Origin of the sequence: Exiguobacterium sp. s46, from assembly GCF_018618875.1 — a bacterium.
Taxonomy (GTDB): Bacteria; Bacillota; Bacilli; order Exiguobacteriales; family Exiguobacteriaceae; genus Exiguobacterium_A; species Exiguobacterium_A abrahamii.
The window spans coordinates 276,660-290,238 of the sequence record NZ_JACSMY010000002.1 but is presented as its reverse complement, the minus strand read 5'-3'; the positions used below and the strand labels follow the sequence as shown (position 1 = coordinate 290,238).

Genomic DNA, 13,579 nt, shown 5'->3' with positions numbered 1-13,579 from the left:
CTCCCTACTCATAGCTGTTGCCGTTCGCCTTCTCGCGAATCCGCTCCAGATCGACGATGATGATTTTCCCGCGTCGTCGAACGAGAATCTCCTCTTCACACAATTTCGTGATGATCCGATTGAGATGGCGATAACTCGTTCCAAGCCAGTCGGCGACGTCATGTAAGTTCGACGTCCGCATCTCCTGATAAAATAAACTGTCACTGGCTTCAGAAGCGATCGACAACAAATACCCTGCAAATCGCTCTTCAACTGTATACAACACATGGTGCGACGCTGATTTCGAGTCGGCATACCACTTCGCTGTGATCGTGCGTAATAAGAATTGCAGAAAGACGTTCGTTGTATTGTGCTCGCGTAAAATCGCATACGGTACGCTCAACACCTCGACATCGGTCACTGCTTCGACTGTATTCAGCACTTCCCGTTCGTTGATGAATTCAGCGTCACCGATCACTGTCAGTGGTGTCTTGAATCGCAGAATCCGTTGTTTCCCTTCTGACGAGGCAGCAGATATCTTGACCTTGCCTGCGACGATGAAGTACATCCGGTCGATCGCTGTCCCTGTCGTACAGAGGAGTTCCCCTTTCTGGAAGGTTTCTTGACGCAACCAAGCGCGCGTCTCTTCCGTCAAAATCGTATCCAGTCCGTACTGTTGAATGACGGTTTTCATGTTTATTCCCTCCCTTTAGGCAAGTGAGAAAATCGCAACTCCTGCAAGCATGAGACCCACACCAACCCACTGACCACGATTTCCTTGTTTTTTTAAGACACCGAACCATCCCTTTAAATCAATCACAAACGCACATAAAATCTGTGCGACGAGTAATAAACACATCGCCCATGTCATCCCGAGTGTTTGGATTGCTGTCAGTTCCGTTACGACGACTAGCACGCCAATCAAACCGCCGCTCGCATAAATCAACGGTAACTGACGGAAGCCACCGATTTTCCGATCTCGTACGAAACTGTAAATGACTAAACAACCCATCAGACCCACAAAGTGGACGATCAATACGGACAACCACGGTCCGACGCCTGTCGCAAGGCGCGCATTGAATATGCCTTGCAGGGCGATGAACAGACCGCTCATCAAAGCAAACACGACTCCTTGCACGTCATCTCCTCCTTTAATCTCTACACTAGAGTAGACCTTACTCGTGCCCTACTTGAAAAGGACAAATGTCCCATTTTCAAAAAAACATGAAAAAACCCGCTGTCCACAAGTAGAATCACGGGTCCCTCACTATATGCTCATGTCGTAAAACGAGTCGTCGTTTGCTTCAGCTGTTCCTCTGCTTCCGTCATCATGCGCGTAAACAACTCCGCAACAGTCGGCACATCATGAATCAATCCGGCAACCAGTCCAGCGTTGACATACCCTTTCTCCTCATCGCCCTCAAGAGCGCCCGTAATATGATACGACTCATTCGTCTGATCGAGAAAAGCAGCAGGTGTCTCTGCTGTGAGTCGTTCGACGTAAGGACCATCAAGGACACGTCGGACGAATCCGACGGAACGTCCGATGATGCGTGTATCGGTATCGGTCGCATCCATTAAGTGCGCCTTGTATGCCGAATGAACCTTCGCCTCTTCCGTCGCGATCAATCGTGTTCCGAGCTGGGCACCCGCCGCACCAAGTAACAGAACAGCTGCCAATCCACGCCCGTCACCAATCCCACCCGCTGCCAGGACCGGAATGTTGACCCGATCGACGAGTTGCGGAATCAAGGTCAGCGTCGTCAACTCGAGCGGTGAATTGATGCCTGCCGCTTCAACTCCCTCCGCTACGAGTACATCAGCGCCTGCTTGTTCTGCCTTTAACGCCTGTTTGACTGAAGCGACAACAGCGATCGTTTTGATGCCAGCAGTTTGAAGTCGCTCTATGTACGGTGCCGGATTTCCTGCCGACAAGGAGACGACCGGAATCTTTTCTGCGATCGCGAGATCAATCAGTGCTTCCGTATAGGGAGACACACGAATCGCGATGTTCAAGGCAAATGGTTGATCCGTCAGCATTCGTGTCTCGTGAATCCGCGACGACACTTCATCGACCGACAATGTCCCGCACCCGAGCGTTCCGAGTCCTCCGGCATTCGACACCGCTGCCGTGAGCGCCGCATGACTAATGTTACCCATTCCTCCTTGGATTAAAGGATATCGAATTTTAAAGAGCTCACAAATCGGAAACATATCTTTCCTCCGTTCTCGACTTCACTCACATGCTATACTGACATGGAATGAATAGCAGTTCATCTTATTATAGAAACGAGGTCATTCTGTTATGAAGATTCCGTATCAATCGATTCATCCGAACGTTGCCTCCGATGTATTCATCGCTCCTGGTGCTTATCTGATCGGAGACGTCACGATCGGTTCCGAGTCTACCGTCTGGTTCAACGCTGTCTTACGCGGTGACGAAGGACCGATTACAATTGGGAAACGATGCAGTATTCAGGACAACGCGACGATTCATCTCTATGAAGGGGCACCCGTCGTCATTGAAGATGAAGTAACGGTTGGACATAACGCAATTTTACACGGTTGCAAAATCGGACGTCGTTCGATCGTCGGAATGGGTGCGACCGTTCTTGATCACGCAGAGATTGGTGAAGAATGCATCATCGGGGCGAATACGCTAATTCCATCGGGAAAAGTTTTCCCACCCCGTTCGCTGATCATCGGCTCACCCGGTAAAGTCGTGCGTGAACTAACAGAAGCGGATCTTGCGATGATTCAGGAGTCGATTGATTCTTATGTCGATAAAGGATATGCCTTCCGAAACATTCTCGCAGAATCCGCTGAACAGAACACATCTGAATGACACGAATGCGGGGCGGATCAACTGATCCGTCCCGCTCTTTTCATTCAAATATATGCTCACCGCTCTGCAAACAGCGGGTGTTCCGCCGCGTCGTACGAGGCACTGCGTTGCGACACATCGTGTGTCTCTTCAAAGATTGATTCGAAGAACCGACTCGCAGGTTGTGCGAGCAAACGGTAATATTGCTCGAACAAGAGCGCCGCATGATGTCCGCTCCACGCATCTGGTAACAGTTCTTGCGGTAATCCGGGATCCGTGAATAGAAACTTCCGGTATTCATGTACGAGCATCGTCCGTTCGACGAAACACTGTTCATCCGTCATTTCTCCGAGTTGGAGCTGACTTTGATGGACGATGTATTGCCGGCTGTAATCCGTGATGAACGTCTCGTAACGCTCCTGCAATTCTTCCAGCGGGAACGCACGCTCGACGAGGGATTGATCCTGCTTCGGACCATGGTATTCACCGACGAAGAAATCGACATACTCTTCGATCTCGTACGCTTCGATCAATCGTTCCGCCTCTTTTTCAAGTGGGTTCGGCGAAATCCAAACCCCGTTCGATAAGTTGCCAAACCCACTCCACGTCAGTTCTTTGCGGAGCTCATCACGAATCTGGCGTTTATCCTCCGGAATCGTGTACATCAGCGTCCGCCACTTCCCGTCCCAGTCGTGCGGTGTTGATCTGTAGATCCGGCGTGCGGCCTCCTCCATCCGTTCCACCCCACGTGGTGTCAATGAATAGAAGCTTTTATTTCCTTGTTTCTCGGAGACGAGCCAGCCTTGTTTAACCATTCGGGACACAGCAACCCGAACGGCCTGTTCGTTATGTCCGAACTCTTTGACGAGTCGAATTAAACTCCCGACCCAGATTTGATTGCCGTAATGGCGAATGTAATCGCCGTAAATCGTAAAGATCATCGATTGGGTGTTCGCACTCATGGTATTCACTCTCTCTTCAGTCGTTCATAGTGTGTATCGTTAGTATACGGGTTATTTCAAACGTCGACCATCCTCATCTTCCTTCAAAGCGTGGTGGTCGTTTTTCAGCGAAGGCTTGTAGCGCTTCCTGACGATCAGCCGTCGGAATGACAACTTCATAAGCCTCTGTTTCGAGCTGTAGTCCTTGTTCGAGTGAGACATCCCGCCCTTGATCAATCGCTCGCTTCGCTTGGCGCAAGGCGATTGGTCCGTTCTGTAACATCTGATTAGCAAACTCAAAGCACGTCGTCATCAACGCTTCCCGGGCAACAACGGCTGTCGCGAGTCCGTACCGTTCTGCTGTCATCGCATCGATTTTTTTCGCCGTGAAGATCAATTCCTTTGCCCGCGTCTCCCCAATCAGTCGTGGCAAGCGTTGTGTTCCACCGGCTCCTGGAATGATCCCGAAGTTGGTCTCCGTCAAGCCGACGAGTGCATCCTCGACGAGAAAACGGAAATCACAGGCAAGGATCCACTCGAACCCACCGCCGAGCGCGTGACCGTTGACGGCTGCGATTGTTGGTTGCGGCAATTGTGCGATCGACGTAAAGACGTTGCGGATCGCAAGGACATTGCGTCGGACTTCTTCTTCGTTTAAATGCACGCGTTCTTTTAAATCGGCACCTGCGCTAAATGCTTTCCCCGTTCCCGTAAACAGGACGACCCGCGCTTCCGGGTCGACCGATAACGCATCGACCTGTTCTTGCAAGGCGACAAGCGTCGGATAATCGAGACAGTTCAAACGTTCCGGGCGATCAATCCGGACGATTGCGATATAGCCTTCTCGTTCTAAGTGAATCATACGAGTCCCTCCCGATCGACGACGAGTGCGATCCCTTGTCCGACTCCAACACACATCGTCGCGAGACCATACGTCCGGTTCGTCCGGCGCATCTCATGCAATAATGTCGTCAAAATCCGAGCTCCACTCGCACCGAGTGGATGACCGAAAGCGATCGCACCACCGTTGACGTTAACCTTTTCGCTTGGTAAACCAAGTGCTTCGATACAGGCAAGACTTTGAGCCGCAAACGCTTCGTTCAACTCGATTTGATCGAGCTGTTCGACCGTCAACCCTGCCCGCCGGAGAACTTTTTCCGTCGCGTCAATCGGTCCGATTCCCATGATGGCAGGTTCAACCCCAGCCGTCGCACTCGCCCGGTAATACCCGAGTGGCGTCAAACCGAGTTCGTTCGCTTTTTCTTCACTCATCAATAAAAGTGCCGACGCACCGTCGTTGACACCAGATGCATTCCCCGCCGTCACGGTACCACTTGGGAATAACGGACGAAGTGTCGCCAGTTTCTCACGCGTCGTCTCAGGACGAGGATGTTCATCACGGTCAAAGACGCTGACGTTGCCTTTCCGGTCCGTTTGTGTGACCGCAACCAGTTCGTCCGTGAAGCGCTCTGCCTCGATCGCTCGTTTCGCGCGTCGTTGGCTTTCAAACGCAAAGTCGTCCTGCGCTTCTCGTGAAATCCCGTACTGACGGGCGACGTTCTCGGCTGTCTCCGGCATCGAATCCGTTCCGTATTGATCTGCTAAACGATCATTGACGAAGCGCCAACCGATCGTCGTATCGTACATCGTCTGATTGCCACGTGGGTTGGCTTGATCTGGCTTCGCGAGAACGAACGGCGCACGCGTCATGCTTTCCGTTCCACCAGCAATATAGATATCACCTTCACCTAAGGCAATCCCACGCGCTGCCGCGATGACGGCATCCAGTCCTGATCCACATAATCGATTGATCGTCGTACCGGCGACTTCGACCGGTAGACCAGCTAGTAGTCCCGACATCCGGGCGACGTTACGATTGTCTTCTCCCGCCTGATTCGCATTGCCGAAAATGACTTCCTCGATCGTCTTCGGATCGACTTTTGGATTACGCTCAAGCAACGCTTCGATGACGCGTGCTCCTAAATCATCCGGACGAACCTGACGCAACGCGCCGTTATAGCGACCGATCGGTGTCCGAACGGCATCGATGATGGCGACCCGTTTCATGATGTCACCTCGCGATTCGTATAATCATAGACACCACGACCTGCCTTACGACCGAGTCGACCCGCTTTGACATACTGTTCGAGTAGTGGTGCTGGACGGTATTTTTCGCCGAGCTTCTCATGCAGATACTTTAAGTTGTGGAGCCGAGTATCAAGTCCGACCAAGTCCCCGAGTTCGAATGGTCCCATCGGGTAGTTTAAGCCGAGTTTGATCGCTTTATCAATCTCTTCTGGTGTTCCGAGTCCTTCTTGTAACATGTAGAACGCTTCGTTTCCGACGAGCGCACTGATCCGCGAAGTCACGAACCCAGGAAACTCACGGATGACGACCGTTTCCTTCTGCATCTGACGCGCTACCTGCTCAAGAGCTGCGACCGTCTCATCCGATGTTTCAAGACCACGAACGAGCTCGATCAGTGGCATCAGATGGACCGGATTGAAGAAATGCATCGCCATGACCCGGTCCGCCCGGTTCGTAAAGGAGGCGATCTCCGTCGGACTCATCGTCGACGTGTTCGTTGCGAAATAACAGTCCAGACGTGCATTCGCTTCTAGCGTTTCAAAGACTTGCTGTTTGATGCTGAGTTGTTCCGGTACTGCTTCAATGACGAGATCCGCTTGTTGTGCTGCCTCAGCTAGGTCGGTCGACAGATGCAGTCGATCGAACAGTCCCTCGACCTCATTCGCGGACATCTTCCCTCGCGTGATTCCTTTCTCTGCGATGCGTTCGAGTTCTCGATAGGCACTTTCGACATATTCTTCTTTAATATCAACGAGTGTCACCTGAAATCCGCGGTGTGCGGCCACATAAGCGATACCACGTCCCATGACGCCGGATCCGACGACGACGATTTGTTCTACCATCTGAATTCCCCCTTATCCCCTGTGCTGTTAAAAAAGGCTGGACTTCCCGACGGAACTCCAGCCTTCCCTCTTGCTTATAGTCCGAACGGATTGAGTGGACGACTGCCGTAATACGACAAGATACTTTTTGTTTCTGTGTACAGGTCAAGCGTCTCGATACAAAGTTCTCGACCGAAGCCCGATTGTTTATAGCCACCAAACGGTGTGCCCGGGAAGGCAGAGAACGGACAGTTGACCATGACGATGCCGGCTTTGATTTGATTCGCGACACGTGTCGCTTTCGCGCCATCTTTCGTCCAAACAGCTGAGCCGAGTCCAAACGATGTATCGTTTGCTAGACGAACCGCTTCTTTTTCATCTTTGAACGGCATGACGACGACGACCGGTCCGAAGATTTCTTCATTGACCGCTTTCATCTCGTGCGTGACGTCGGTAATGATCGTCGGTGCGTACCAGAATCCTTTTTCGTATCCTTCTGGTGCTGAAGCATGACCTCCTGTGACGATCGTTGCGCCGTCCGCTTTCGCCGACTGGACATATCCATCGATGACGTCGACTTGCTGTTGGTCGATGATCGCTCCAACGTGTGTCCCTTTATCGAATGGGTTACCGAGGACGAGTTGTTTTGTCTTCGCGACGAATTGTTCCATGAACGCTTCGTAGATCTCTTCGTGGACATACAGGCGCGAGCGCGCTTCACACGATTGACCACTGTTATAGAAGATTCCGAACAACGAACCATCAACGGCTGCTGTCACGTCCGCATCTTCAAAGACGATGTTCGGTGATTTCCCACCGAGTTCGAGCGTGACCCGTTTTAGCGTCTCGGACGCACGTCCCATGATGTCTTTACCGACTGGCGTCGAGCCCGTGAAGGCGACTTTATCGACGTGAGGATGCTCGACGAGATGGTTGCCGATCTCGCGTCCGGATCCCGGGATGACGTTGACGACACCTGCTGGTACCCCAGCTTCTAGACAAATCTCACCGAGAATGATCGCTGTCAATGGTGTCAATGTCGCTGGTTTGACGACGACCGAGCAACCGACGGCGATTGCTGGTGCGACTTTCCAAGCTGCCATCATTAACGGATAGTTCCACGGAATGATTTGTGCACAGACACCGACCGCTTCTTTTTCCGTGTAGTTATGGAATTGTCCCGGTACGTTATTGACGACACCACGGTGACCGACGATCGCACCCGCATAGAACTCAAAGTCTTCAATCGCTTGCGTGACTTGTCCTTGCGCCGCTGCCAGTGATTTCCCTGTATCAAGAATCTCCAGTTCGACGATTTCGTTGAAGCGGGAACGCATGATGCTCGCAATCTTATTCAAGATTTGTGCCCGACGCCCGACCGGCCACATCTTCCACTTCCCGTGATCAAACGCATCGCGCGCGGCTTGAACGGCGCGATCGGCGTCTTCCTTCGATGCTTTTGCAACTTCCGCGATCACTTCGCCCGTTGCCGGATTGTATGTTTTGAACGTCTCGCCTGTTGCACCCTCGACTTGTTCGCCATTAATGAGCAAATGATAGACGGACCGTTTCATTTCAAGTGTTTTTTCATGTACTGTCGACATTGTATTCACTCCTGTTCCTGTTGATTGAAAATCGGTGATCGTTTTTCGAGAAATGCTTGCATGCCTTCTGTTTGATCGGCTGTCGCGAACAAGAGATAGAAGTTACGGCGTTCGTGCTCCATCCCATCCTGTAACGATAAATCGACGGCTTTGTTTGCTGCGTCCTTGATCAGTCGCAACGCCATGCTCGGTTGATTCGATAGCCGCTCTGCCATCGCCAGCACCGTCGCTTCGACATCAGCCGTCACCCGGTTGATGATACCGAGTCGTTCCGCTTCCTCTGCCTTCATCCGGTCTCCGGTGAAGAGCCACTCGAGCGCTCGCGTCCGACCGATGCATTTCGTCAAGCGCTGCGTCCCGCCTGCTCCTGGCATGACGCCGAGTCCGACTTCCGGGAATCCGAACTGTGTCTCGGGATCGGCGTAGATTAAATCACAAGCGAGTGCCAGTTCAAAGCCTCCGCCAAGGACGAAACCGTGGACACCCGCGATGATCGGCTTTTTGATTCGACTGATCCGGTCCCAGTCTGCGAACGGATCGAGGAGTTCCATCGAGATCGGTGTCGCCTCGAGCATCTCCTCGATATCGGCGCCCGCTGAGAACGATTTTCCGTTTCCGGTCAAGACGATGACCGTCACCCGTTCGTCTCGGTCGAATGTCTCCATCGCCTCGACGATTTCCCGGACCATCGTCCGGTTCAGCGCATTGTATCGTGCCGTTCGGTCGAGTCGAATCCGACCGATCCGATCGATCATTTCCGTCTTAACGTACTGTTGTGTCGGCATGGACATCTTCACCAATCATCAATGTGACGAGATCCCCCGCAAAGCTCATCAAGTCTTTCCCAGACGCTTTTCCTTCGAGCGAACGCATGCCTGCTTGCATCGCTTCCTGACTTTCATAGACCATCTCGCACATCAAGTAATACTTTCCGTCTCCGCCCATTGGTGAGCCGACGATTTTCGTGACATTCATTTCTTGCAGTCCTGGAATTTTTGCTGTCAATGGACCATGGACCTCAAAGTAATGCTGATCGAATGCTTCCTTGTTTTCCGGATGTTTGTACAGTGCGATTAATTTTGCCATATTGATTACCTTCCTTCACATGAGAGTAGAGACGGGTTTCATCGCCTCGAATGGATTTTTACACGATTTACAGTAGAGAATACTTCGACATGCTGTCGGTCCGAATAAGTTTTCCATCGTCACATACGTCGATCCACAATACGGACAGTCAATCTCCCACTTCCCTTGCTCAAACCGAGGAGGAGCGATACCGAATGCCTTCAATCCTTGCATGCCTTGTTCCGTGATTCGGTCCGATGTCCACGGTGGATCAAACCGGAACTGGACGTCGACCTGTTCGACATTTGGAATCACCTGCAAGGCAGATTCGGTGTTTTTTTTTATGATTTCAAGCGCCGGGCAACCGAGGAACGTCGGGAGAAGCGTGACGCGCACCAGGTAACCATGCTCTGTCGCTTCCGCGTCCATCGTCTCGACCATGCCAAGATCTAAAATACTGACGCTATCAATTTCCGGATCCTTCACCCCGTTCAGGGCTTCCCGGATTGCATCCTGGAGTGTCGTCGTCATGCTTCCCTCTCCTTTCACCACGTCGCCGTCTGATCAATCAAGTAAACTTCTCCGAGTGTCGCAAGCGCGTCATTCAAATCTTCCGTATGATCGCCGTCCCGCCCGTTACGCGTCATCTGCATTTCCGGAAGCGTCACGTTCAATTCGACGAGTAACGGTGTGATCGTCTGATACCAACGATCGAGTAAAATGCCTTGCCCTTCGATTAACCGCATCTCTTCGATCAATTGACCGTGTTCGCCATAATCGAACATGTCACCGAAGTCATAGAGGACTTTTTCTAGGGCTGCATCCATCTTCTGCCGCGCTGTCTCCGTCGATTGATAAAGCTGGGTAAACCACGTTTGCCAATGCAGCAAATGATAGTACAACTCCATGTTGATCTTGACGGCAGCCGTAGCAAGTGGCTCATAACTGCTCGACTTCAAAGCATCAATCCGGATCTTTTTCGCGACCGTGTAGCAATAGTTCCGTACGACGGCGAATGCCCAGTCATATTCAGGCTTCTCCATGTAGTAGCCAGGTCCGTTGACACGTTCGACGAGAATCGAATTCTTTCGTTCATGCGCCAGTCGGACATGAGCTAATGCATCAGCATTTCCTTCGCCGAGTTCTTCGAGGAGTTGGTAATACATCGCCGCGTGTCCCATCGAATCTTGCGCAATCGACGACGAAGCGACGTCCTCTTCGATATGCGGTGCGAGTCCGAGCCATTCCGAACCACGATACGCGTAAAGGAAATCATCATCCGCGAGTTGATAGAGTAAGGAAGCGAGTGCCGTCCGTTCTTGTTCCGTCATTTGGAATCGCCTCCTTGCCAAGACATGATCTCTTTTTCATCGAGCATCTGTTGCTCGTAATGACGCCATTTTTTCTTCAAGTAGCCGTACCCTTTCGTTGTCCGGTAGTCCTTATTATCGAGGCGTTGGAGCATCTGCTTCTCATCGGGTGATAAACCACGGATATCTTCGCGTTTGACGACCCAGATGTCGACGACCGGTTCCCGGCGCATGAAGTTTTCTTGCGCCATCAACAGTGCCATCTCCTTGTTCGGAGCGAGCAAGCTGAATTGATGGGTGAACGCCGCGTTCGGCGTCCGTTTGCTAAAGACTTCGAATTCGTGATAAAACGTCTCGTTCATCGTGCTTTCCCCTCTCATGCCTTCGTTTCAGCGAGTGCATCCCGTACCCAGGCGTTATTTTCGTAAGATGTCCGGCGCAGATCCAGTCGCTCTTTCGAACGTGGTCCTCCCCCTTGGATGATTGTCTTGAATTTTGTCCAGTCTGGCTGCGCATATTCCCATTGCCCTGTCTCTTCATCAAAACGTAACGTCGGATCCGGAATGACGAGTCCGAGTGAACGAATCCGTGGCACGTACTTCGTAAAGAAGTTTTGTCGGAGCTCTTCATTCGTTTTCGTCCGAATCTTATAAGCGATCGTCACGTCCTGTTTTGATGTCCCGGTCGTCTCTTTCGAGGCTGGTCCAAAGAACATCAACAAGGATTCCCACCACTCATCCAGTGATTCCTGAATCATCGCCCGCTGTTCCGGTGTTCCTTCCGCGAGTGCCATGATGATCGACTCTCCGTGTTGCGCATGGAAGACCTCTTCCGCACAGATCCGTTGTAAAGCCCGTGCGTAAGGTCCATATGAAGCACCGAGCATGTTCGTCTGCGTGATGATCGCCGCGCCATCGACGAGCCAACCGATCATCCCGGCATCGGCCCATGATCGCGTCGGCATGTGGAAGACGTTGTGGAACTTCAATCGTCCTGTGAACAAATCATCCATCAAATCCCCGCGTGTCTTGCCATACGGTTTCATCAAATCCTCGACGACACGAAGCAACAGTTGTCCATGCCCCATCTCATCCTGGACCTTCGCCATGATGCCGAGCTTCCGGCGAAGTGATGGTGCTTTTGGAACCCATTCTTTTTCCGGAAGTGCACCCATGATTTCACTGATACCGTGCATCGAAATCAATTTAATCAGCGTGTCCCGGTAAAAAGCAGGCATCCAGTCATCGGCTTCGATTTTTTCACCTTGCTCGATCCGCTCCTTAAAGCGAGCCAATTTTTCCTCTTCCGTCAGTTGGACGGGTTCGAACAGTTGTGTTGCATCATACATGCTAGTTCCTCCTTTGAATCAGACGAGTGATGTCGAGCGTCGATCAACGATTCGAACAGCTTTCCCTTCCGATCGTGGTAACCCTTGATGCGGGTGACAGACGAGATCAATAGAAATGAGACATTCCGACTTGATGGCGTCACATATCGAACGCCTTTGTTGCTCCGAGATATTTTCGAATTCGATATGTAGCTCAACGGCATCGAGTCCCGCTTTACGCACGAGATGGATTTGATAATGTGGCGTCACGTCCGGTTGTTGGAGCAAGACTCGCTCGATTTCTGACGGAAAGACGTTGACCCCTCGGATGATCAGCATGTCGTCTGTCCGACCTTTGACACGTGACATCCGTGCCGTCGTCCGACCACAAGCACACGCCTCATGCGTGATCGATGCTAAGTCACCCGTCCGGTAGCGAATAATCGGAAGCGCTTTCTTTTTCAAGCTTGTAAAAACGAGTTCCCCGACCATGCCATCTGGTACCGGTTCCCCCGTAACGGGATCGATGACTTCCGTAATGAATAAGTCATCCATGATATGCAGACCTGCCTGCTCCTGACATTCCATCGCGACACCTGGTCCCATGATTTCACTGAGTCCATAAATATCGAATGCCTGTAGATCAAAGGTCTGTTCGAGTGTCTGACGCATCTCTTCGGACCAGGGTTCAGCTCCGAAGATGCCGTAACGCATGCTTGTCTTTCGTGGATCGATGCCCCGTTCGATCATGCGTTCTGCTAATCGCAAGATATAAGAAGGTGTCCCACAGATGCCATCCGGTCGGAAATCCTCGATTAACGTGATTTGGCGATCCGTATTGCCGCCGGAAATCGGCAAGATTGTCATACCTAGTTTTTCAGCACCTGCATGAAGACCGAGTCCACCTGTGAACAGTCCGTAGCCGTATGCATTGTGCAACAAGTCAGCTGGTGAACCACCGGCTAAGACTAAGCTCCGTGCTACGGCATCTGCCCAGTCGTCTAAATCTTCTTGCGTATACCCGACGACAGTCGGTTTACCACTCGTACCAGACGAGGCGTGAATTCGGGTGACCTGTTCTCGTTCGACGGCAAATAGCCCGAACGGATAATGATCGCGTAAATCTTGCTTGCGTGTGAAGGGAAATTTTTGTAGATCTTCGATCGTTTGAAAATCATGTGCCGTCATCTGCAATGTCTGCAGACGTTCTTGATAGAACGGGACGCGCGTGACGTGTTCCATCGTTTGACGTAATTGCTCCATCTGTAGCTGCTCCCGCGTTTGCGCATTCATCGTTTCGTGATGTTGATCGTACATACCTGCACCTCCTCATCATGTATACAATAATTAAACGGTCGTTTATTTTTAGTTATATGTTTAACGTACGATACGTTCACAATGTTGTCAATCTTGTTTTGTTAAATGCTCCCAAACGATTCTCACTTTATCACTTCAACGCACTTTATCAGTAAATCAATTGGTTTATAAAGCTATTTTCTATGATTGAGAGTCTTTTTTTGGAAAATATTTCTGAAATGATTTGCTCATTTTGTAACGGGTTGATAAAATATCGTGTGACAAGTGTTATACTATTTTTGGTAAGACCACTTGATTGAATGA

General features: G+C 51.2%; 16 protein-coding genes. 1 reads left to right on the top strand and 15 read right to left on the bottom strand.

Annotated elements, in window-relative coordinates; all coding sequences use genetic code 11:
- Positions 1-4 precede the first annotated feature (4 nt).
- The 3 genes from KNQ08_RS13010 to KNQ08_RS13000 all read right to left on the bottom strand — a co-directional run bounded on the left by KNQ08_RS13010 (position 5) and on the right by KNQ08_RS13000 (position 2,193).
- A complete protein-coding gene (locus KNQ08_RS13010; protein WP_214806080.1) occupies positions 5-673 on the bottom strand; it encodes a Crp/Fnr family transcriptional regulator in 669 nt (222 codons plus the stop codon).
- Between the two features lie 15 nt (positions 674-688).
- Positions 689-1,117 (bottom strand): DMT family transporter, encoded by a 429-nt coding sequence (locus KNQ08_RS13005; RefSeq protein ID WP_214806079.1) that lies wholly within the window; start codon positions 1,115-1,117, stop codon positions 689-691.
- A 137-nt stretch (positions 1,118-1,254) separates the two neighbouring features.
- Positions 1,255-2,193, bottom strand: a complete 939-nt coding sequence (locus KNQ08_RS13000) for an NAD(P)H-dependent flavin oxidoreductase (protein ID WP_214725035.1) — start codon at positions 2,191-2,193, stop codon at positions 1,255-1,257.
- Between the two features lie 91 nt (positions 2,194-2,284).
- Here KNQ08_RS13000 and KNQ08_RS12995 point away from each other — a divergent pair, with 91 nt between their 5' ends.
- Positions 2,285-2,824: a gamma carbonic anhydrase family protein gene (locus tag KNQ08_RS12995; RefSeq protein WP_035399020.1), complete on the top strand. Its 540-nt coding sequence runs from the start codon at positions 2,285-2,287 to the stop codon at positions 2,822-2,824.
- Between the two features lie 56 nt (positions 2,825-2,880).
- Here KNQ08_RS12995 and paaX read toward each other — a convergent pair whose 3' ends face one another.
- The 12 genes from paaX to KNQ08_RS12935 form a co-directional block, all read right to left on the bottom strand.
- The gene (gene paaX, locus KNQ08_RS12990) at positions 2,881-3,765 is read right to left on the bottom strand and encodes a phenylacetic acid degradation operon negative regulatory protein PaaX (RefSeq protein WP_050678965.1); all 885 of its coding nucleotides are present in this window, start codon (positions 3,763-3,765) and stop codon (positions 2,881-2,883) included.
- Between the two features lie 73 nt (positions 3,766-3,838).
- Positions 3,839-4,606: an enoyl-CoA hydratase-related protein gene (locus KNQ08_RS12985; protein WP_214806077.1), complete on the bottom strand. Its 768-nt coding sequence runs from the start codon at positions 4,604-4,606 to the stop codon at positions 3,839-3,841.
- Positions 4,603-5,811: an acetyl-CoA C-acyltransferase gene (locus tag KNQ08_RS12980; RefSeq protein WP_214806075.1), complete on the bottom strand. Its 1,209-nt coding sequence runs from the start codon at positions 5,809-5,811 to the stop codon at positions 4,603-4,605. The genes KNQ08_RS12985 and KNQ08_RS12980 overlap by 4 nt, the downstream gene beginning before the upstream one ends.
- Positions 5,808-6,674, bottom strand: coding sequence for a 3-hydroxyacyl-CoA dehydrogenase (locus tag KNQ08_RS12975; RefSeq protein WP_214806073.1), 867 nt, complete (start codon positions 6,672-6,674; stop codon positions 5,808-5,810). Before KNQ08_RS12975 ends, KNQ08_RS12980 begins: the two co-directional genes overlap by 4 nt.
- A gap of 74 nt (positions 6,675-6,748) precedes the next feature.
- A complete protein-coding gene (locus KNQ08_RS12970) occupies positions 6,749-8,257 on the bottom strand; it encodes an aldehyde dehydrogenase family protein (RefSeq protein ID WP_023466998.1) in 1,509 nt (502 codons plus the stop codon).
- Positions 8,258-8,262: 5 nt separating this feature from the next.
- Positions 8,263-9,042: an enoyl-CoA hydratase/isomerase family protein gene (locus tag KNQ08_RS12965; protein WP_214806071.1), complete on the bottom strand. Its 780-nt coding sequence runs from the start codon at positions 9,040-9,042 to the stop codon at positions 8,263-8,265.
- The gene (locus KNQ08_RS12960; RefSeq protein WP_023466996.1) at positions 9,020-9,343 is read right to left on the bottom strand and encodes an EthD family reductase; all 324 of its coding nucleotides are present in this window, start codon (positions 9,341-9,343) and stop codon (positions 9,020-9,022) included. The genes KNQ08_RS12965 and KNQ08_RS12960 overlap by 23 nt, the downstream gene beginning before the upstream one ends.
- Before the next feature lie 15 nt (positions 9,344-9,358).
- Complete coding sequence (gene paaD / locus KNQ08_RS12955) at positions 9,359-9,853, bottom strand: 1,2-phenylacetyl-CoA epoxidase subunit PaaD (RefSeq protein WP_149426766.1); 495 nt, start codon at positions 9,851-9,853, stop codon at positions 9,359-9,361.
- 14 nt (positions 9,854-9,867) lie between these two features.
- On the bottom strand, positions 9,868-10,653 hold the full coding sequence (gene paaC, locus KNQ08_RS12950; RefSeq protein WP_023466993.1) for a 1,2-phenylacetyl-CoA epoxidase subunit PaaC: 786 nt from the start codon (positions 10,651-10,653) through the stop codon (positions 9,868-9,870).
- Positions 10,650-10,994 (bottom strand): 1,2-phenylacetyl-CoA epoxidase subunit PaaB, encoded by a 345-nt coding sequence (paaB, locus tag KNQ08_RS12945; protein WP_023466991.1) that lies wholly within the window; start codon positions 10,992-10,994, stop codon positions 10,650-10,652. Before paaB ends, paaC begins: the two co-directional genes overlap by 4 nt.
- Before the next feature lie 14 nt (positions 10,995-11,008).
- A complete protein-coding gene (gene paaA, locus KNQ08_RS12940) occupies positions 11,009-11,980 on the bottom strand; it encodes a 1,2-phenylacetyl-CoA epoxidase subunit PaaA (RefSeq protein WP_087681930.1) in 972 nt (323 codons plus the stop codon).
- A gap of 18 nt (positions 11,981-11,998) precedes the next feature.
- Entirely contained in the window at positions 11,999-13,276 is a 1,278-nt protein-coding gene (locus KNQ08_RS12935) for a phenylacetate--CoA ligase family protein (protein ID WP_214806069.1), read from the bottom strand.
- Positions 13,277-13,579 lie beyond the last annotated feature (303 nt).

Bases quoted from the DNA above. Each gene is read 5' to 3' on its own strand.
- KNQ08_RS13010 (WP_214806080.1), bottom strand. From the start codon at position 673: ATGAAAACCGTCATTCAACAGTACGGACTGGATACGATTTTGACGGAA.
- KNQ08_RS13000 (WP_214725035.1), bottom strand. From the start codon at position 2,193: ATGTTTCCGATTTGTGAGCTCTTTAAAATTCGATATCCTTTAATCCAA.
- KNQ08_RS12995 (WP_035399020.1), top strand. From the start codon at position 2,285: ATGAAGATTCCGTATCAATCGATTCATCCGAACGTTGCCTCCGATGTA.
- paaX (WP_050678965.1), bottom strand. From the start codon at position 3,765: ATGAGTGCGAACACCCAATCGATGATCTTTACGATTTACGGCGATTAC.
- KNQ08_RS12985 (WP_214806077.1), bottom strand. From the start codon at position 4,606: ATGATTCACTTAGAACGAGAAGGCTATATCGCAATCGTCCGGATTGAT.
- KNQ08_RS12980 (WP_214806075.1), bottom strand. From the start codon at position 5,811: ATGAAACGGGTCGCCATCATCGATGCCGTTCGGACACCGATCGGTCGC.
- KNQ08_RS12975 (WP_214806073.1), bottom strand. From the start codon at position 6,674: ATGGTAGAACAAATCGTCGTCGTCGGATCCGGCGTCATGGGACGTGGT.
- KNQ08_RS12970 (WP_023466998.1), bottom strand. From the start codon at position 8,257: ATGTCGACAGTACATGAAAAAACACTTGAAATGAAACGGTCCGTCTAT.
- KNQ08_RS12965 (WP_214806071.1), bottom strand. From the start codon at position 9,042: ATGCCGACACAACAGTACGTTAAGACGGAAATGATCGATCGGATCGGT.
- KNQ08_RS12960 (WP_023466996.1), bottom strand. From the start codon at position 9,343: ATGGCAAAATTAATCGCACTGTACAAACATCCGGAAAACAAGGAAGCA.
- paaD (WP_149426766.1), bottom strand. From the start codon at position 9,853: ATGACGACGACACTCCAGGATGCAATCCGGGAAGCCCTGAACGGGGTG.
- paaC (WP_023466993.1), bottom strand. From the start codon at position 10,653: ATGACGGAACAAGAACGGACGGCACTCGCTTCCTTACTCTATCAACTC.
- paaB (WP_023466991.1), bottom strand. From the start codon at position 10,994: ATGAACGAGACGTTTTATCACGAATTCGAAGTCTTTAGCAAACGGACG.
- paaA (WP_087681930.1), bottom strand. From the start codon at position 11,980: ATGTATGATGCAACACAACTGTTCGAACCCGTCCAACTGACGGAAGAG.
- KNQ08_RS12935 (WP_214806069.1), bottom strand. From the start codon at position 13,276: ATGTACGATCAACATCACGAAACGATGAATGCGCAAACGCGGGAGCAG.